19 protein-coding genes and 1 pseudogene are annotated in these 18,635 nt (G+C 57.9%); 12 read left to right on the top strand and 8 right to left on the bottom strand.

The genetic code is table 11. From position 1 onward, the window contains the following. Nucleotides 1–37: 37 nt before the first annotated feature. On the bottom strand, nt 38–1,927 hold the full coding sequence (locus AB7P10_RS11265) for a DNA internalization-related competence protein ComEC/Rec2 (protein WP_428293947.1): 1,890 nt from the start codon (nt 1,925–1,927) through the stop codon (nt 38–40). 317 nt (nt 1,928–2,244) lie between these two features. Here AB7P10_RS11265 and AB7P10_RS11260 point away from each other — a divergent pair, with 317 nt between their 5' ends. Next, nucleotides 2,245–2,478, top strand: coding sequence for a DUF2158 domain-containing protein (locus tag AB7P10_RS11260; protein ID WP_428293946.1), 234 nt, complete (start codon nt 2,245–2,247; stop codon nt 2,476–2,478). Then, entirely contained in the window at nt 2,478–2,741 is a 264-nt protein-coding gene (locus AB7P10_RS11255; protein ID WP_428293945.1) for a DUF6953 family protein, read from the top strand. Before AB7P10_RS11260 ends, AB7P10_RS11255 begins: the two co-directional genes overlap by 1 nt. A gap of 346 nt (nt 2,742–3,087) precedes the next feature. On the opposite strand, the gene AB7P10_RS11250 is transcribed toward AB7P10_RS11255, so the two are convergent. The 6 genes from AB7P10_RS11250 to AB7P10_RS11225 form a co-directional block, all read right to left on the bottom strand. Beyond that, nucleotides 3,088–3,654, bottom strand: coding sequence for a carbonic anhydrase (locus AB7P10_RS11250; RefSeq protein ID WP_428293944.1), 567 nt, complete (start codon nt 3,652–3,654; stop codon nt 3,088–3,090). A 31-nt stretch (nt 3,655–3,685) separates the two neighbouring features. Further along, nucleotides 3,686–4,444, bottom strand: coding sequence for a hypothetical protein (locus AB7P10_RS11245; protein WP_428293943.1), 759 nt, complete (start codon nt 4,442–4,444; stop codon nt 3,686–3,688). An 83-nt stretch (nt 4,445–4,527) separates the two neighbouring features. Continuing rightward, nucleotides 4,528–4,887: a hypothetical protein gene (locus tag AB7P10_RS11240; protein WP_428293942.1), complete on the bottom strand. Its 360-nt coding sequence runs from the start codon at nt 4,885–4,887 to the stop codon at nt 4,528–4,530. A gap of 80 nt (nt 4,888–4,967) precedes the next feature. Further along, a complete protein-coding gene (locus AB7P10_RS11235) occupies nt 4,968–5,318 on the bottom strand; it encodes a roadblock/LC7 domain-containing protein (protein ID WP_428293941.1) in 351 nt (116 codons plus the stop codon). Between the two features lie 55 nt (nt 5,319–5,373). After that, nucleotides 5,374–5,943, bottom strand: coding sequence for a GTP-binding protein (locus AB7P10_RS11230; RefSeq protein ID WP_428293940.1), 570 nt, complete (start codon nt 5,941–5,943; stop codon nt 5,374–5,376). Beyond that, entirely contained in the window at nt 5,937–6,893 is a 957-nt protein-coding gene (locus AB7P10_RS11225; protein ID WP_428293939.1) for a hypothetical protein, read from the bottom strand. The genes AB7P10_RS11230 and AB7P10_RS11225 overlap by 7 nt, the downstream gene beginning before the upstream one ends. Before the next feature lie 336 nt (nt 6,894–7,229). Here AB7P10_RS11225 and AB7P10_RS11220 point away from each other — a divergent pair, with 336 nt between their 5' ends. From AB7P10_RS11220 to AB7P10_RS11195, 6 genes and pseudogenes are all read left to right on the top strand, one after another. Further along, nucleotides 7,230–8,969, top strand: coding sequence for a sensor histidine kinase (locus AB7P10_RS11220; RefSeq protein WP_428293938.1), 1,740 nt, complete (start codon nt 7,230–7,232; stop codon nt 8,967–8,969). Between the two features lie 18 nt (nt 8,970–8,987). Continuing rightward, nucleotides 8,988–9,662, top strand: a complete 675-nt coding sequence (locus tag AB7P10_RS11215; protein WP_428293937.1) for a response regulator transcription factor — start codon at nt 8,988–8,990, stop codon at nt 9,660–9,662. Nucleotides 9,663–10,184: 522 nt separating this feature from the next. Continuing rightward, nucleotides 10,185–11,936, top strand: a complete 1,752-nt coding sequence (locus tag AB7P10_RS11210; RefSeq protein WP_428293936.1) for a methyl-accepting chemotaxis protein — start codon at nt 10,185–10,187, stop codon at nt 11,934–11,936. A 254-nt stretch (nt 11,937–12,190) separates the two neighbouring features. Continuing rightward, complete coding sequence (locus AB7P10_RS11205) at nt 12,191–13,456, top strand: ATP-binding protein (protein WP_428293935.1); 1,266 nt, start codon at nt 12,191–12,193, stop codon at nt 13,454–13,456. 177 nt (nt 13,457–13,633) lie between these two features. After that, nucleotides 13,634–13,933: a hypothetical protein gene (locus tag AB7P10_RS11200; RefSeq protein WP_428293934.1), complete on the top strand. Its 300-nt coding sequence runs from the start codon at nt 13,634–13,636 to the stop codon at nt 13,931–13,933. A gap of 565 nt (nt 13,934–14,498) precedes the next feature. Continuing rightward, nucleotides 14,499–14,741: pseudogene (locus AB7P10_RS11195) on the top strand (ATP-binding protein); the annotation flags it as partial. Here AB7P10_RS11195 and AB7P10_RS11190 read toward each other — a convergent pair. Next, complete coding sequence (locus AB7P10_RS11190) at nt 14,698–15,585, bottom strand: LysR family transcriptional regulator (RefSeq protein ID WP_428293933.1); 888 nt, start codon at nt 15,583–15,585, stop codon at nt 14,698–14,700. The pseudogene AB7P10_RS11195 and the gene AB7P10_RS11190 overlap by 44 nt on opposite strands. 104 nt (nt 15,586–15,689) lie before the next feature. On the opposite strand from AB7P10_RS11190, the gene AB7P10_RS11185 reads away from it, so the two are divergent. The 4 genes from AB7P10_RS11185 to AB7P10_RS11170 all read left to right on the top strand — a co-directional run bounded on the left by AB7P10_RS11185 (nt 15,690) and on the right by AB7P10_RS11170 (nt 18,179). Then, nucleotides 15,690–16,385, top strand: a complete 696-nt coding sequence (locus AB7P10_RS11185) for a pyridoxamine 5'-phosphate oxidase family protein (RefSeq protein WP_428293932.1) — start codon at nt 15,690–15,692, stop codon at nt 16,383–16,385. A 127-nt stretch (nt 16,386–16,512) separates the two neighbouring features. Beyond that, a complete protein-coding gene (locus AB7P10_RS11180) occupies nt 16,513–17,112 on the top strand; it encodes a GNAT family N-acetyltransferase (RefSeq protein ID WP_428293931.1) in 600 nt (199 codons plus the stop codon). Then, nucleotides 17,109–17,507: an ACT domain-containing protein gene (locus AB7P10_RS11175; RefSeq protein WP_428293930.1), complete on the top strand. Its 399-nt coding sequence runs from the start codon at nt 17,109–17,111 to the stop codon at nt 17,505–17,507. The genes AB7P10_RS11180 and AB7P10_RS11175 overlap by 4 nt, the downstream gene beginning before the upstream one ends. A 45-nt stretch (nt 17,508–17,552) precedes the next feature. After that, a complete protein-coding gene (locus AB7P10_RS11170; RefSeq protein ID WP_428293929.1) occupies nt 17,553–18,179 on the top strand; it encodes a hypothetical protein in 627 nt (208 codons plus the stop codon). Nucleotides 18,180–18,635 lie beyond the last annotated feature (456 nt).

The raw sequence follows: 18,635 nt of genomic DNA, 5'->3' as shown, positions 1-18,635 counted from the left end.
TAGATATGTTTATCAAAACTACATAAAAGCTTTATTTTTATCGCATTGCATGCCAATACCGCCGATGGCGATCGCGCTGGCACAAGACATCCTCGGGCCGGGCACTGTGCCAGGTGGCGGCCCCGCAATCCGGCGAAGTCACCCACCGGATGCCGCGCTGCGCGTAGCGTTCCAGCACCGCCGGCGCCGGGTGGCCGAAGCGGTTGCGGTAGCCCGACTGCACCAACACCCAGCGCGGCTGCAGCGTGTTGAGCAGCACCGGGCTGCTGGAGGTCTGGCTGCCGTGGTGCGGCGCCAGCAACACGGTGGCGCGCTCCTCGGGCCTCGCCAGCGCCAGGCGCACCTCGCGCGCGGCGTCGATGTCGCCACCGAGCCAGGCGCTGCTCGCGCCATTGCTCACCCTCAACACGCAGGACATGGCGTTGCTCGAAAGGCGCGCGCTGCCATCGTCCGCGTAGTCGCCCGGCTGCGGGTGCAGGACTTCGAAATCCACACCGTCCCATTGCCAGCGCTGGCCCGCCACGCAGCGTCGCGCCGGATCGGCGTCGTACGAGGATAGCCAGCGCGCCTGTGGCTGCGCCGCCTGCACCGAGGCTGCGCCGCCCGCGTGGTCGCTGTCGCGGTGGCTCACCACAACAGCATCGAGCCGCTCGTCCAACGCGCGCAACAGCGGCAACACCACACGGTCCCCCGCATCGGCGGCATCGGGTTGCGCGCCGTAGCGCGGCCCGGTGTCGTACAGCAGGCTGTGCCGCGCGGTGCGCAGCAGCACCGCGCTGCCCTGCCCCACGTCCAGCGCCAGCAGCTCGAACTCACCGGGCGCCGGGCGCGGCGGTGTGTACATCAGCGCCGGCCACAGCAGCAACGGCCCCGCCAGGCGCACGGCCCAGGGCAGGCGCAGCACCAGCAGCACGCCGCCCACCACGGCGGCCAGCGCCAGCGGCCAGGGCGCAACCGGCCGGAACAGGGCGGCCCAGGACCACTGGCCCAGCCACTGCAGGCAGAGCGACAGGCTCTGAACGGCCCAGGACGCCACGTCCCACAGCGGGGGCACAAGAACGCCCAGCAGCGCCAGCGGTGTGACCAACAGCGTCACCCACGGGATGGCGATGAGGTTGGCGAGCAACCCCACAACCGAGAACTGGCCGAACAGCAACAAGGTCAGCGGCGCGAGCGCCACGGTCATCACGCCCTGCTCACGCAGCAGGCCCCGCAGCGCCCGCACGCTGCGACGCAACCATGGCCCATGGTCAGTCCCATCGGCATGGCGGGCCCGCCGCCCCGGGTCGGTGGCGAACAGAATGCCCACCGCGACGAAGCTGAGCCAGAAACCGGCCTGCATCAACGCCCAGGGGTCGAGCAGCAGCACGACGGCCATGGCCAGCAGCCAGACCATAGGCCAGGGCCAGTGGCGCGCGCCCAGGCGCAGCCCGACCACCACGGCCAGCATCAACACGGTGCGCTGCGCCGGCACGCCCCAGCCTGAGAACAGCGCGTAGGCCGTGGCCAGCGCCACGCCACCGACGCCCGCCGCCCACGGCGCGGGCACGGCCAGCAAGGCCTGTGGCCAGCGCCAGGCCAGGCGCCGCCAGAGCACCGCCACCAGCGCTGTGGCCAGCCAGGCAAACAGGGTCACATGCAGACCCGAAATCGACATGAGGTGCGCCACGCCCGTGGTGCGGAACAGGTCCCAGTCGGCGCGCTCGATGGCCGACTGCTCGCCCACCACCAGTGCGGCCAGCACGCCCGCGCTGCGCGGGTCGTGCTGCACGCGCGCCTCGATGCGCTCGGCCACGGCCTGCCGCACCGCATCCAGCGAGGCGGTCTGGCCCAGGCGCTGCGGCACCGGGTCGCGCGGGCCGTTGCGCACATAGCCGGTGGCCTGGACGCCTTGCTCCCAGAGCCAAGCTTTCTGAACGGTACTCACTGTGAGCGCGACTGAACTCCCTTGGGCAGCGGCCCCTGCGGGGAACTCACAGATCGAGGATGGCGCGGAGCGATGCGTATTTCAGTTGTTCGTGATCGGCGAGTCCGGTACAACTTGACCAGCAGCCAAGTTCGAGCTGAACAGGCAGGCCGATCGATTTGGTCAAGCCCTACGCCCTGCCGGCATTGTTTTCCAGAACGTTAGCCGCGGCAAAGCCGTCCTTCGGCGATGGTCGCTTGAGGTAGCCAAGCGGCTGCCTGATCTGCTGGGCTGAACGGCTATGCTTACGTTTCCTCACAAACAAAGGAGAGACACGAATGGCTACCGCGAAGGCTTGGGCACCGAAGTTTCCTGTTGGCTCAACTGTGACGCTAAATACCGGGGGCGGCCCCGTCATGTCGGTGAAGCATGAACCGGGCAAGGAAGGGGCGAGCTACTACTGTCAATGGTTCGCCGGCAAGAAGCTTGACCAAGGCGAGTTCAAGGAAGAACAGCTCATCGCCGCAGAGCCCAAGGCTCCGTTGCCCGCGCCTGAAACCGAGAAGAAGTGATGCTGGCGTCCGAGGCTGCACAGTGGATGCTCGCCATGCTGTATCGCGACGGCTGCATCTATCAGGACGACACAGTAGACATGCTCACAAAGGCAAATGCGGAGGATTTGCTTCGCGAGAACCCAGACGGAAACATTGTTCTCGGGAGTGGAGTGCTCAATGCATTCAAAAAAGTCTCGGCTAGCGCGGTCTGGATCAAGCCCGACCGCTACTGGCGCTGGCGTGTCGATGAGGACGAGCCTGGTCGCGATCAGCGCGGATAGCTTTGTCCTTCATCCCGTGATCGTGAACGACGGTCGTGCAGCGGCAGCCGACAGTCGCGATGAAGAGCTGAGCCCGCAGCGCTTGCCACATCGCGGTCACTCAGCTCCTCCAAATCGCATGGATCGAGTGTCAGCTGCCGGAAGTGCTGCAGACATTGCAACCCTATGTGTGGCGCGGACACGGCGTTTTGCGGCGCCTTCCCTAAATGTTCTCCATCAAGCAATGGTTACCCACTCGTCAATCGGCGTGTCCTGCAGCAAACGGGACGGGATGTACTCGCTTGACGTGCTTCATGGGTCGCACTTGAATGAGGCGCCACCGCTTTGTACGCAGGCGAGTATCGCCTTAGACCGTAATCATGACGACCGAACCGTCCAACTCCAGCAGCCCCATCTCAACCTTCATGGCGGGATGGCGTTGCTTCAACTGAGCGGCGAACGTCCGCAAAGCGTTTCGGTGGGTGATCGCCTCAACATCGCGTGACACCACTGCGGCATCCCCATAGGCAATTCGCGCAGCGCCGCAGTCGCGGTGATTGAGCACCACGATGCGCTTGACCTTGTGCAGCTGAATGGAGGTTGCGATGTTGTCCCAGACAGCCTTGTGCCAATCTTTCAAAGGCTCGGCAACCGCAGCAATGGAGGCGCCTGCCAGCGCCACGTGGCTGTACTTGTCCACCAACTGGTTGTTTCGTGCGTAGTCAAACACGATCCGCTGAAACCGGGGATCGATACACGAAATGATCATCGCCTCGTATTCGCCGTCAGCAGCGCGCGCACTCATCGGCAGCAGGGCCCCCAACGACGTGAGCGCGAGCGTTTGCGTCAGCCAGGAGCGGCGGCTGATGGGGGCAATGCTGGTGCTGCACTGGCACTGAAACCGTGGATTGGGGGTGGTCGGCATCAGGCGCATGGGTCTCTTTCTTCGGTGGGTAAACAGGTTCTCAATTCATCATCAACAAGGCTTTCTGGACCATCTCCAGCAGCTCTTCAAGTGCATCAACAAGCACATCGCTGGAGCGCACGATCGAATCCTCGCTGTCTTTGTTCAGCACAGACCGGTTGAGTTTGGGCTGCAGCAACGTCCACTGCGCGATGGACCCCTCCAGCGCGGAGCGAATCGCGGGTGTGGCTGGGAGTTGTTGCAGCTGTTGGAACGTCGCTTGCAGCTCATCGCGCTCACGCTCCATGAGATCTGCCGTGATACCAGCCACCTTCACGCCAGTGCTAAGGAGAATCGCATCTCGAGAGACTCGCTGAGAAAGATAGAGTGCTCGTGCGACCAAGGTCACGGCCCTGCCCGATGCCGCAGGTCCAGAAAGCACCTTCATAGCCGCTTCGGCTTCGAACGAACAACGGTCCGCGCTTGCGACTATGTCGGCCATGCCCTTGGAGTCAGGTGCTGCCGTGCTGCTTGCGCGCTCGATCAGTGCCTTGACGGAACTCTGCACGGGACGAGCATGGCCTGCTTCGCTCAGCAACGCATCCCAGGACGCGGAATCGGTCGTCGCGGCCGAGATCCCCGTCAGTGAGCGAGCAAGGCGCCGGTCAATCCTTGGGGTGACACCTCTGACCGCCTTCTCTACATACAGCTTGGCGAGCTGCTGACACTGTGCCTTGATGATCGCGAGGTCCGAGAAGACCTTGGCTGGAGAGGGCGCAGCCAGGGCGCATGCATGACCGATCACGATCGCGAACGCCAAACAGATTTGAGGAAACCTTTTCATATGGCCCTTGTGGGTGATGCGAAGCGTCGGCTGCGCTGTGGTCGGAAAGTGGTCCGGGGTCAGAGCGTAGTGGCGCTCTCGGCTTCCAACAACCTGCGCCGCGCCATGGCCAGGTTGGACCGTGCGCGGTCGAGCACGAAATAGATGAACAGGCCCTCGTGCTTGGCCACTGGACGCATGATGTGGTATTGCGTCGTCAGGGTGATCAGCATGTCCTCGATACCGCCCTCAATGTTCAGCGCCTTCATGGTTTTCATCTTGGCGCGAACAACTTCGGTGTTGCCCGCGGCAGCCACCTCCAGATCAACGCCACTGCCCACAGACTCCAGCAACATTCCGCTCTGGTAGTCGACGAGTGCTGCACACATCGCACCGTCGAGCTGCATCAGTTGGGCCAGCATTTCCTTGGGGTTTGCCATGTCGAGTTACTTTCTTGCATCGGTTGTTGTGAATCCAGACCAGCCGCCCGATGTGCGCACAAGTCTGGCGAATTTCAGGTTCAGGGACGCCCAGTTGAGCCGATCGCCACGCAGGTTCTCCGGCATGACCACAGCAGATGTCCAAGGACGGCCGTGGTGTCTGCCACCACCACAAGTACCACGGCCTCGACCAACGCAGGAACCCGCATCAGCAGCAGCTTGCCGCCGCTTGTTTCCATGATCACGTTGTCAGGAGCTGCCTGCCCAGCCTCACGCCCGAGCGACTCGCCCACCGACACCAGCGAACTTGCCATGGCTGAGAGCTTGTTGGCCTGCACTCGGGAGGCCAGCGTCGTCGTCAGCGTGAATCCATCACCAGTTGCCAGTGTCACGCTCCCAATACCGGGGCTCATCAGTTGCAGCTTGTACATTTGCAGATCACACACCTGAAGGAGGCGATCGCGAAGCAGCGGCGACGACGGGACGCTATACATCGTGAGCCTCCAGGTTGTGGACCAGCACGGTCAGCAGCATCTTCACACTGGCCTGCTGACGCACATCAACCGACAGCACGGGGATTAGCGTTTCGCGCTGAGCAAGATGGTCGCAGTAACCCTTCACTGTCGGCACCGGGTGGGATTCCACGCGACCCACCCCAACCACTATTTGGTGCGGCGCCACCAACTTGAGGAATGCTTCGAGGTAAGTGTCCAGATCGGCCAAGGGATCGGGGCGAGAGTTGTCAACAAGAATCACCACGCCGAATGCCTCCTTGCCGAGGATGTCCCACATGAAGCGAAAGCGATCTTGCCCTGGCGTTCCATACAAACGAAGCGTCAGGTTGTCGCCCAACTGGCATTCGCCATAGTCAAGCCCAACCGTGGTCGTGAGCTTCGGAAACGAGCCCATGTCGTTGTTTCTCACGTCGGTGGAAACGGTCTCGGTTTCGCTGATGGCTTTGATGGCCGTCGTCTTGCCGGCGCCCATGGAGCCCGCGAAAACGATCTTCAGTTCGGTGGGATCGAGAGCGCACTCATTCATACGATCGTTCACCATAGCTTCAAGTGTTTTCTAATCCGAGAAAACACAGTCCGCTTGTCTCGCTGGGTCACATGTTCAGATCCAACGAGTATTGACACAGGTACGTTAGCCTCCGCGACTGCGATGCCACACGCAACTGCAGCTTCGACAAAGCGCGTTGCCACTTCGACGTCTACACCTGACAAATGCTGCAGTTCGCTGATGCTGCGGGAACGCACGGACATGAGCGCTGCCATGCGAGCGTAGTGCGGTTTCGTCAATGCAGCGGAGTCTGGCCACCGGCGCAAGCGAAAACCTTGCGCCTGCGAAAGTCTGCCGTCACAACCCAACTCGCTCCTCGATTGGTGCGCAAGGTCCCAGAGCAGAGACTCCAAAGGAATGAGGTGTGATGTGGCCAGTGCCGGCTCCAAGGTCGGATCGTTCGGGAGCACACTCATTCCACTGTCGTGGCCCAGTCCATCCAGCAGCTCTTTCCACGACGGCTCACTCACAACCGTGTTGCGCTGTGGATCAATCATGATCCGGCGACCATCCTTGAATGCCATGACAGTGCGTTGAGAATCCTCTGACCGCACACCCTCGACCAAAGCATTGAACAGGCTTCTTGCGCCTGTGGCGGCAGTTCTCTGAGGTGCCCCAGGAGGCAGAACTTCGCTCACCAGGTGCAGTGCTCGAGCAAGATCGGTGATGCCAAACGGCCGTCGGAGAACGAATCGGAGATCGCTCGCCGACAGGTCATGTGCTGATGCGTTGCGTCCGTTGTCGATCCAGATGACCACCTGTTCTGCAGAAAGATCATGAAGCAACGTCTTTTTGCCTATGGGGCACAAGACGGCCTGAGCGCCCGATCCCTCGCCGCTCAAGAGCAGCGAGTGGGGCAGACGCCCACTGAGCAGACCCAGCATGGAACGAAGCAAAGCTTCATCGCGCATTTCCAAGCCAAACAATCCAACACTCAAGGTCATAAGCTTCGATCTTCTCCAACGACATTCTTTGAACTGGTGTACTGCTTTGATGCTGTACGACCCGACTTTGGCGACGGCTTGAATGGTGGCGGCATTCGGAGCAACGCAACATGGGGAGCCTCCTGAAAGGCAGGTGGGGGAATCTCTTAGAGGGGTCAGGCGTGCTTCACAGGCGGGATCGTGTGACTGAGGTTGGTCGTACGCAAGACGCACACTGCGCAGTGCTTGCTGGGTTGAGGGGCGCCTTCTCAGCCAGATCATCCGTTTGCTTGCGCAGGCGTGCCAATTGCGTCAGCATCCAACTGAGCCCAACCGACCAACAAGAAAAATTGCCCCATGGCTCCACCACAGCACGATCACCTGGCAGACCCGATGGACCCGGGTGAGCGTGCGGATCCCTCTGCACGCATCGACCAGTCATCACTTGAGGCAGCACCCTCCTCAAGCAGAGCGTATGCGCTGCGGCGTTTCGTGCGCCACTACAGCCTGTGGCTGACCTTGGCCTTCACGCTCACGGCTATCGGGGGATTGTTCCTGGCAGAAAGCATCCTTGAACTGACGACCTACGAAGAGTTTGCAGAGCAACGGGCTGAGGCAGCTGCCAACGCCGTGGGTAGCGAGTCGCAAAAGGTCGTGGACAAGGCTCAGCTGATCATGGGCGCCGTGGCGCGGGTCTACCGCAACCGAGATGCCAACGATGGAGCTGCCGCTGTTCGGACGGTGGTATCCGATCTCAACATGCTCGTCCCCGATGTCATTGACCTGTGGCTGGTGGATGCCAATGGCGCGTTAGTGGCTGCCAGCGAGCGGTCTGGGGAAAGTAACCCTTTTCCGCTGAGTGAATCCGAAGTCTCTGCATTGAGGCAGGCCGCACCCAACGATCTTGGGTGGCATCACGTGAGGCGAGAGTCCGGAAGTTCGCAGAGAAGCGTCATCGAGATCCAGCGCCGCGTGCTGGGACGCAACGGGGAGTTTTTGGGTCTGGTTGTCGCGCATCTGGAGGCCAGGCACCTTGATGACGCCGTTCGCTTGGCCGATGTGGGTACCAAAGGTGTCAGCTTCATCCTGTCGACCCGGACGGGGGCGGTGATTGCGTCGCATGCAGGACGGGTCGAGTCCAACGAGGTGATCGGGCTACCGATCGAGGCGATCAGGCGCTCGATCGCACAGAATCCGGCGAGTGGCCGGCTTGTGGTCGGGGGAAAAAACGTTCATCCCGACTGGATCGTCCGCTACCGATTGTTGGAAACGCAGCGCCTTGCTGTCGTTGCAATGATTGCCAGTGAGGATTACCTCGCACCTTGGCGCAAGGAGTTGATGATCCGATTGTTGACACTGGTGGTGCTGGCGAGCTTGCTGATCTTCTTCTGGCGCTCAGCCATCAAGGATGCGGCGAGCCTTCGCTTTGGGGGACGCCAAGGCATCGCGGTGGTTTCGCAGGGCGTCGCGAGCGAAATCCTGTCAACGTTTGATCAGGAAAAGCGCAAACTCGGCCAGGAGCTGCACGACGGGATAGGGCAGAAACTCACCGGGCTGGCTTTCTTGTCGGGGGTGCTCGAGCGCAAACTGCGAGAGAAAAACATCGGTGCTGCCGACGAAGCAGAATGGATCACACGCCTGCTTAGAGAAAGCGTGGCGGAGGTGCGAACTATTTCCAAAGGGCTGCAGCCCGTGCATGACGAAGATGGTGCGCTTGAGCAGGCCCTGAAGCAGCTGGCCCTGGATTGCAGTGCCATGTTCGGTGTGCAATGTACCTTTCTGCAAGCTGCGGGCATCCCAAAGATGGATGTGGGTATCGGAAACCATTTGTACAGGATTGTTCAGGAGGCCACCACCAACGCTGTTCGCCACGGCAAGGCCCAGACGATAGAGATTTCCTTGCAGAGCGATGCCGTGGATGGCGTGGTCCTTGAGGTCTGGAATGACGGCCTGCCTGCAACCGCCAAGGAGCTCGAGTCGCAGTCTGGCCTCGGTATGGCGGGCATGCAATTGAGGGCGATGTTGTGCGGTGGTCAGTTGAGCGTCATACCCAATCAGATTGCAGGATTCACCCTCCTGGTGAAGTTGCCCCTCTGAAAATCAATCGAACCCAACATGTCCCAACCCAAGCAAGCCATCCGCCGCATCCTGATCGTGGACGACCACGCGGTCGTCCGGCGGGGCCTGGCCCTGATGATCGGCATGGAGCCAGATCTCGAGGTGGCGGCCGAAGCTTGCAGCTTGGAAGATGCGGTTGGGCTTCTCAAGTCCGTGTCGCTGGATCTGGCGCTGGTGGATCTGTCATTGCAAGGACCCTCTGGACTGGACCTGATTCGACACATCAGCGCACAGCATCCCAGCGTGCGAATGGTGGCCTTGTCGATGTACGACGAATCCATCTGGCTGGACCGTGTTCTGCGGGCGGGTGGGCACGGCTTTGTGTCCAAGGACGCCAGCATCGAGGTGCTGATGTCTGCCGTTCGCAAGGTTCTCGCGGGTGGCGTGTACATAAGTGATCAAGCTCAGGCCCGCCTGTTCGAGAACTTGAAGGCCGCCAATGCGTCGGCGGAGACTCTGTTGCTGCCGCGGTTATCGAATCGAGAGCTGGAAGTCTTGACCCTGATGGCACAGGGACTGGGAACCGCTGAGATTGCTTCCCTGCTCTCACGCAGTGTGAAAACGGTGGAGTCTCACAAGGAAAACCTGAAGCAGAAGCTGGGCCTGAAGACAGGTATCGCGCTGATGCGGTACGCGGTCGAGCACAGCTTGAACCCCAGCGGAAGATCGTGACCGGTCGTTGGAACTGAACGAGCGCAGACGCCAGGAGCTGGTTCATCTGTCCAACTGGCGCTATTTGATGTAAGCGCCCAAAAGGTCACAGATTCATTCCTACTTTTCGCTTTAGTTCTTTGGGGTTACGCCGAAAATCCTTACATGGCATGGGGACTAGTGGCCCCAAACGCCCGAGGACTTCCCAACCCCCACCTTAAGACATGGGACCTGAATCATGCGTTCGCAAACCGCCAATCGGCCCATCACGCCAGGAACGTCCACCCATGGTGAGCGTCTTCACCTCCAAACCAAGCGCGTGCGATGTGCGAACCCAGGAGATCGATGGCGAGGAACACGAAGGCAACGCGCACCAGTGGCAAAGGTGCGTTGGGCATCAAACTTGGCCACGCCACCCATTGCCACGAGCGTGACCATGTCACCTGCGCACACCCGGGCAATGAGCCTAAGTATGAATTTGCCTCGGCAGAAGCTGCAACACGTGAAACCCGTGACCTTTCTCATCGGTACAAGGATCTCTTCATGAAACTCTCAGACTTCAAAATTGGTACGCGCTTGGGCTCCGCTTTCGCGCTGACGCTGTCTCTGACGATGCTGGTCGCCGGCATTGGCCTCACAAGCATACAGGCCGCCATCCACCACATGGATGATGTTGTGAACGACAACATCGCCAAGATCAACCTCATCAACGACATGTCGGAGCAGGTGCACATCGTGTCTCGCGATTTGCGCACAGTGGTTCTCCTTGATGACCCAGCGCAGATCGAAGCGGAGATAAGTCGAATCGCCGAGTCGCGCCAAAAGTACGACCAGGCGTGGAGCGAACTGCAGAAGATGCCAGCCTCTGAAGAAGGAAAAGCGATCAGAGCTCGAATCGACGCCGCCCGCGTTGACGCTCGAAGCTTTAATGATCAAGTGATCGCACTGGCGCGCTCCAAAAAGGACACCGAAGCGATTGACCTGCTGCTAAAACAAGCCGCACCCCGAGTTGCCGCATGGCAAGCAGCGCTGGACGACAACGCAGCCTTGCAACGCAAAAACAACAAGGCAGCTTATGAGGCTGCGATCGTGGCAGATACCCGTGCGGAAATCCTGCTGGTATCGGTCACTGCACTTGCGATCTTGTTGAGCGCCATTGCCGCATGGCTGATCACGCGCTCGATCACTGGCCCAATGAATCGCGCACGAGACGCTGCCAGCCGTGTGGCCGAAGGCGACCTGACCGTGGATCTGAGCGCTGAGGGCAAAGACGAGACAGCGCAGTTGCTGGCAGCACTATCCAACATGAAGGACAACCTGACTCGCATCGTTTACGGCGTGCGACAGAACGCCGATGGAGTTGCAACGGCTTCAGCACAGATCGCTTCTGGCAACAACGATTTGTCCAGCCGTACCGAGCAGCAGGCCAGCGCGCTGGAGGAAACGGCGGCCTCGATGGAGCAACTGAGCTCCACCGTCAAGCAAAACGCCGACAGCGCCAAGCAAGCCAATCAACTTGCGCTTGGGGCCAGTGCAGTCGCCATCAAGGGAGGCGAGGTCGTTGGTCAGGTGGTTCACACCATGAAAAGCATCAACGACAGCAGCAAGAAGATTGCCGACATCATCAGCGTGATCGACGGCATTGCCTTCCAGACCAACATACTGGCGTTGAACGCGGCGGTGGAAGCGGCACGCGCCGGAGAACAAGGCCGGGGTTTCGCGGTGGTGGCGGGCGAAGTGCGCAACCTGGCGCAGCGCAGCGCCGAAGCGGCCAAGGAAATCAAGGGTTTGATCATGACCAGCGTCGAGCGGGTCGATCAGGGCACGATGCTGGTTGACCAAGCGGGCGCGACGATGAGCGAGATCGTAGGCTCGATCAAGCGGGTGACCGACCTCGTGGCAGAAATCAGCGCAGCCAGCAACGAACAGAGCGAGGGTGTGGCACAGGTGGGCGAGGCCGTCAGCCAGATGGACCAGGCCACCCAGCAAAACGCTGCGCTGGTGGAGGAAAGTGCTGCTGCTGCCGACAGCCTCAGGGCGCAGGCAGATCAACTGGTGCAGGCGGTGGCTGTATTCAAGTTGGCGCAAACACCGCACAGCTCCCAAGCTCAAAGTGCCCGGGCGCCGGCCATCGGGCTGCCCGCTGAATCACACCGCAATCTGCATCCGGCCAAGAAGACTTCCCCGCCTCAAATGGGCGCTTCGGCCAGACCCACACCAAAACCCCATGTTGTGCAGCCCACAACTGGATCATCATCGGGAAAATCTGATGGCGATGCATGGGAAAGCTTTTAAGTGATCCAACTGCATGCCTCGTGAAATCACTGTGGTTGTGTGATCCTCATTGTTTCTACAGAAGATTGTTGCACTTAGCCCTGACTGCTTATATCAAACTGGCAATAAAAAATAGGTGTCTTATCATGGTGACATGAAGATTTAGAGCGTACTAGGTTTTGTAGATAAATAGAAAAAGTAAATGTTGACATCCTAAAGAATACAAATGAGCCTGCTGAAGCGGAATCATCTCTCTAAATATGAAGTGTCACAGCATGAGCGTCGCCAACAATCATACTCTAATCGATCTTCTCTTGGTCAGTATTGAGACTGTCAGGAATCGTGATGCTGAAGTGATTGGTTTCAATTGCGTTCAAAAAGATATCACGACAGATACAGCTCCATTGCATGAAAAGCTGCTCGCGATCTCACAATTGGACGTTCTAAAAAAGCTGGCTGGTGCTTTTTCAGTTTCTCGCCGTCCTGGTGAGAGACATTACTCCGTTCCCAAGGAGGTTCGGACTTTGTTCCACCTGCCTGAAGACAAATCCGAGTGGACTTTGGAGGAAATAGGAGGGATCATTTTTGAGGACGATGCCCAAGCAGTTGCCATGAGTATTGCCCGTACCGTCGAGTCTGGAGGACCTATCGATGTTGAATTTCGTATAGCAGGAGACGATGGCAATATTCGATGGGTTCGATGTCACAGCGTATCCAGCGAATATGACAGCGCTGGAAAGCTTCCACACTGCTGGTCGATCCAGGATGTCACGCCGTATCGTACCCAGATGGCTGTGTTGAACAACCACTTGGAACTCCGTAACCGGCAACTGGCGCAAGCCAATCGCGCTTTGACAGAGTTTGCTTACGCGCTCTCTCATGATCTTCGTCGTCCTGTGCGCCACGTTCACAGTTACGCTGAACTCCTTAAAGAAGCATTACAACAGAGTGAAATCTCAGTGAGCATGGACTTTGCCGAGAGAATACAGCTTGCAGCCACCACCATGGTCAACCTGATTGACCGAATGCTCAGTTTTTCCCAAGTGGGACATCGAGCCCTTGAATATGCCGAAGTCAATCAAGGTGAATTCATTTCCGATTTGATGACACAAATGTTTTCATCTCAGGGCGGATCCAAGGTCCAATGGAAGATCACTGGCGAGCTTCCACCCGTCTTCGTCGACAAGGTACTTTGGCAAACCCTGTGGGTCAATCTCATTGACAACGCAATCAAGTACTCCGCTGATCGCACAGTGGTTGAGATTGAGTTCTTTGTGGAGAAAGTTGGTCATCAGCTTTGTTATTGCATCAAGGACAATGGTATCGGATTCAATCCTGATAGCGCAAAGAGGATGTTTGAGATTTTTCAGCGAATGACTTCGGATGAGCGTTTTGAAGGCAGTGGGATCGGGTTGGCACAAGCGCGACGGATCATTGAAGCCCATGGAGGAACCATCTATGCCCAGTCTCAGACAGGCTGTGGAGCGACTTTCTGTATTACCTTACCCATGACGTCATCAGTCTCTGTTGATCAACATTAGACGTTGAGTTCAGTCTGTGGTTCTATTAACACGCAGTTGGTACCCGTCACTATGGATAAGCAGTTCATACTTTATCACGACGCTTGTTGGCGATTGCGACAGCTGCTCATTGCGGTACAATGCCTTCAGGACGATATCGCATGTCGCACCACGAATCAAGCATGGAAAGATGTCGAGATGCTGCTGCCATTGTTGGAAGATATTCAGTTGAAAAGTGTCACAATCGCCAACATCATGCATCAATTCGCTGGTGAAGTTCAATCGCGTGCGCTGGATATTCGATTTAATCAAGCTTATGTCTTAATCGAATCCTCTTGCCATGAATTACTGAATGCTGTGCAAAGTGTCGGGCAATCTTCATCAATGATTGCGCAAAGTGTCTTGCATGATCCAACACTGGCACAAGGTTTCGATGAGATTGGTCCATACATTGAAGGGATCCGAAAATGCTTGAATGGAGAGCCACTCGCAGGATGACCTTTGCTCACCGTAAAGAGTGCTGGGCTTGATGACGGAAAAGGTCTGATGTGAAATTCTGACTGCCAGGTCGTTCAAGATTGATGCACTGGCCCGTTCGGCCGCTATGGGCCCACCACCTCCCCCGCTACCATGATGCACATAGGCCAAAAGCGGACGTTGAGCGCCAGTCCCGCAAGTGTCAAGACGACAAGTTGACGATTTGATTTGAGCGCCTGATAGCGGTCGAACGTCTTGAACATTGCTTCATCTCCTAAAGGTTGATAAAGCAGATGATCTCAACGCGCTCTATTCTCCGATTCTCACTCAGGTCGCGATTTGTATCGATTCATGTCACAGCTCTTGAATGCGCGGTGCACGTGCAGCCCAGTGCTTGAAATATGGGGCGACCAACTGGCGCAGCCAGTTGAGCATCCTCTCGATAGCCGGGTTGTGCGGACGACCTGCTGGTGGTCGGGCCTGATGGGCGACAGGTGCGCCTGGTGCGCAACTTCGAACGTGATCAAACCCTCTACGACTGGACGCGCTACATCGCTCGTTGAGCGAAAGCCCGGTGCGCCGCACCAAGATGACCACCGCCTTGCTTGCCCGACTCACGCACCACTGCCACATCGTAGAGACGGGCAATAAGAGCTGGCGCTTCAAGCATTCCAGTGCTGCTGTCGCGGCAGCACCAGAGAATCCATCAAACCAGTGGCTCAATATTCGACGTGATCAACTGCGCAGAGCCAGACAAGCCCGTCGGTTTGAAAACGAAACCGTTGTCAGGGCTCCAGGCATTGCCGCAGATCAGACAAGAGGAGATTGATGAGCGGGTTGCTGGGGCGATTGATCGGTTGCACGACATCCACTTCGTAGACGATGGATGGACTCAAGCTAACGCAAACCAAGCCTGAACCACTTGAGAAACGTGGCGTGATCGGGTTCACCACCGCCAAGCCAATACCGCTGCGCACCAGCGCGCAAAGCGATGTTGCGCTGCTGGTTTCAGCCACAATCTGCCGCTTTATACCGTGCTGATCCAGCATGGCATCCAACCGACGGCGATAAGGATCACGTGAGCCGTAGCTCACAAATGCTTGGCCCGTCAAATCTTGCAGCCGAAGGTGTTTTTTTCGTGCCAGTGGATGCGTGTGCACCATGATCACAACTTCATTGCCTCTGAACAGCGAGGTGGCGACAGTTTGCGCTATCGGATGTTTGTGCTCAACCAGACCCAGGTCAAAACGTTGCTCTGACAAAGCGCCATCAAGCTCGGGAGAGTCCAAGGCGCTGATGCGAATGAGCACATCGGGATGCCTGCGGTGGAACCGCTCACAAGCCTGGGGCAGCAGGGAATCGCAAAGCGCTGGCAGGGCTGCAACCGATAGCGTGCCGCTCTTGAATTGACGCAGTGCTTCGGCGCGCGCGCCAAGCTCGACCAGCCCTGTAAAGCTGCGCTCGACCTCCTCATAAAAAGCCAGCCCCTGCGCGGAGGGCGAAAGCCGCCCCTTGACGCGCTCAAAAAGCGCAAAACCCAGCACCTGCTTGAGTCGCGCCAGATCACGGCTGACGGCGGGTTGTGACGTAAAGAGCAGTTCGGCTGCGCGCGTTGCGCTGCCGCATGAAACAACGGTACGAAAGGTTTCGATCAGGCGATGGTTGAGTCGCATAGAAATAACATATCAAAACTGAATAGTGAGCCTATAAACAAGTATTTTACTGATATCAACTGCCAAGCCATAGTCGCTCTGAGTAGAAACATCCGATTCAAATCATGAGCTCCTCTGTGAACGTAAATGCAGCAACCGTCACGCAAACACACTTTGCGGTTGATGCAGTCAATCAGGTACGGCGGATACCTGAGCGCGGCAAGTACGACAAGGCGACGGTGTTTGATATCGTTGACCGTGCACTTATCGCCCATGTTGCTTTCGTCGAAGACGGTCGCCCTGTCGTGATTCCGATGACCTGCGCACGTTGGGGTGACGAACTGCTGATTCATGGCGCACGCAAATCACGCATACAGCAGGCAGTGGCAGACTTGCCGGTGTGTATCACCGTGACCCTGCTGGATGCACTGGTCTATGCACGTTCAATCTTCCATTCATCCATGAATTACCGCTCTGTCGTGGTCCACGGCATTGCACGAGTTATTGAAGACGAGGCTGAAAAGCTGAGAGCACTAGAAGCAATGAGTGACCACTTGATGCCCGGGCGGTGGCAGGAAGTTCGGCCACCGCTGTCCAAAGAATTGAAGGCGACCGAAGTGCAGCGTGTCGAAATCCTGTTTGCCTCAGCAAAAATCCGCGACGTTGGCGTGCTGGATGACAAAGCAGACTACACGCCCGGGCAGTGGGAAAGCACCTGGGCGGGTGTTGTTCCGCTTGCGATGGGGCGCGGACGACCGCTGACTGATTCGAATGTTGTGAGCGGAATCAAACCGCCCCTCAGTGTTTTGCGCGCAAACTGAACTTTGACCTGCATGCGTACACGCTTCGGTTGAAACGCGTGGTTACATACCTATGCCATTGGCTCAAAAGACGATTCTCGGCCTGCAACGCCGGTATTGATGTCAAGTTTAAGCATGAGGAGTATTGATGTCTGAGCTTGAATTTCGACCGGCACTAAAGAGTGATTGCACCCATTTGGCTTTGCTCGCAGACATGGCAACGCGGTGCTTGGCCTCTCATCTCTGGTCTCATGCTGCGACTGCAGGACAATCTGCTTTCGAGGTGGGCAGATCAATCATTCGCAACGATAAGCTGAACTTTTCACATTTCAGCAACTGGCGGGTTGCAGCGCTTGATGGTGAGGTGGTCGGTGCCATCAACACCTGCCTGTTACCGCCGGCGATGTGCGAACCGCCGACTCCGTCGCAAATCCTGCCAGACGTTACACGCGCGTCGAACGAACTCAAATCGCTCGCCGCAGGTAGCTGCTATCTGTCTGCGGCAGCGCTTTATCCCGAACACCGAGGCTGTGGATTCGGCTCGGCACTGATAGAGGAAGCATTGTCACAAGCTCGTGATACCGGCGCGGGGCAACTCACACTGCTGGTCGGCAGCTTCAACACCAGGGCCCACAGGCTCTATTTGCGATGCGGCCTTGAAGAATGGGCCAGGCGCCCGTTTACAGCATTTCCAGGGTCTGACAGCCCGGGCGAGTGGGTGCTGATGCGCAAGGCGATACCGACATGAGCCGCCAATCCGAACGGATCATCACCTTGCGGGTCGTGCCAGGACTTTATGGCATTGCAAGGCTGGCGCAGGATACTCCGATCCCCAGCTGGGCGAGTGGGCCGGGTTTCAGTGCGGGTGTTCGCGCCGATGATGAACTCACGCTGGTCTGTCTGCAAGAACGCATCCCAAATGATGTCGAGTGTGTACTGCACTGGCGCTGTCTGCGCAGTGTCGGGCCCTTTGCATTTGATACAAGCGGCATTGTGTTGGCGATCATCGCGCCACTGTCCGCACAAGGTATCGGCATCTTCGTTGTCTGCACATTTGATGGCGAGCATGTCCTCGTCGCTGAACAGAACTGGGTGGCATCGCTGAAATGCCTGAGAGGCGCCGGTCATCTTGTTATCGACTGACCTCGAACCAGAGCTCCAACACAAAAACTTCCCCATAAGACACGCATGTATCCATCTGCAACCAGTGACAGCCTGCCGCAGTTCATGTCTTCGCCCACCATGTGCCAGTTTGCGAAAGACGGTTTGTGGGAAAATGCTTGGTCTTTTCCTTGTGATCGTCCGCCATCGCTGCCGGAGCTTGACGGCTGCCTCGCTCATCGGACCGAGGTAGCGTTTGAAGCTTTTTTTGGCCCCGCGTTCTTCGGCGTGCGCTTGTCGGGCACAACCTCTGAGGTCAAAGCTTTCGGTATCAAATGCCTCAAGGCATTGAGCACGCAGTCATCGTTCTTCGATACGTTGCGCCGCGAGATCGGCTGCCCGAGTTTGGCACAAAAACCCGACTTTGTAGAAATCGGCTGTGTCAACGGATGGCGAAGCATTGGCGCATTCCGAATGACCGAGTTGCCACCCACTGTGTCTGAGTTTGAGCTTCTTTGGAGTCTGATCTGCGATAGCCCGATCGGACGCGACACCGACCACGCCAAAGCCATAGAGTTCGCATTCAAACATCCCATCGAGCACTGGTTTGGCATCCCCATCTCCGTTGAAGGCGGCCCGAATCTGGTCTCCAAAACATTGCTTGCCAACGCTGCCCAAACACTGACCCGCTGGGGGCATGGACAATTTCTTTGACTGGCTGGTGGTTGGTTCGCGTGGTCACACGACGACCGACTTCGAGCCATACGGCTCGACATCAAGCTGGGCAAGCGAGTTCGCTTGACCATTCTCCACCGTGGCTACCTCACATCCCAAATATTCAAGCAGCACAATCACCCCATTCCCAACCGAGCCTTCTTGCAGGAATGAATGTAAAAAATCGGTTGGATCAGTTCCAGTCACCAGAGTCTGGGGAATGATAGGTTTCGATGGACCTGCAGTCGTTCGAGCGCTGCTTGCCCCAATGACCGGAAGTTGACGTCACGACGAGTCCATGCGTCGATGACCAGCGTCCGAGTTCAGTCGAGGCTGTGTGAAAACGCTTGAATTGACCGAAGTGATCACTTAATGTTCGACAACGCGACTTTAGGTGGGCCATATGAAGCGATTCATCGAAGGCGAGGAGCGCAGTCAAGTCACACTGCTGCCGGA

Origin of the sequence: Hydrogenophaga sp. (genome assembly GCF_050182545.1) — a bacterium.
Classification (GTDB): Bacteria; Pseudomonadota; Gammaproteobacteria; order Burkholderiales; family Burkholderiaceae_C; genus Hydrogenophaga.
This window is presented reverse-complemented; position numbering and strand designations above follow the sequence as displayed.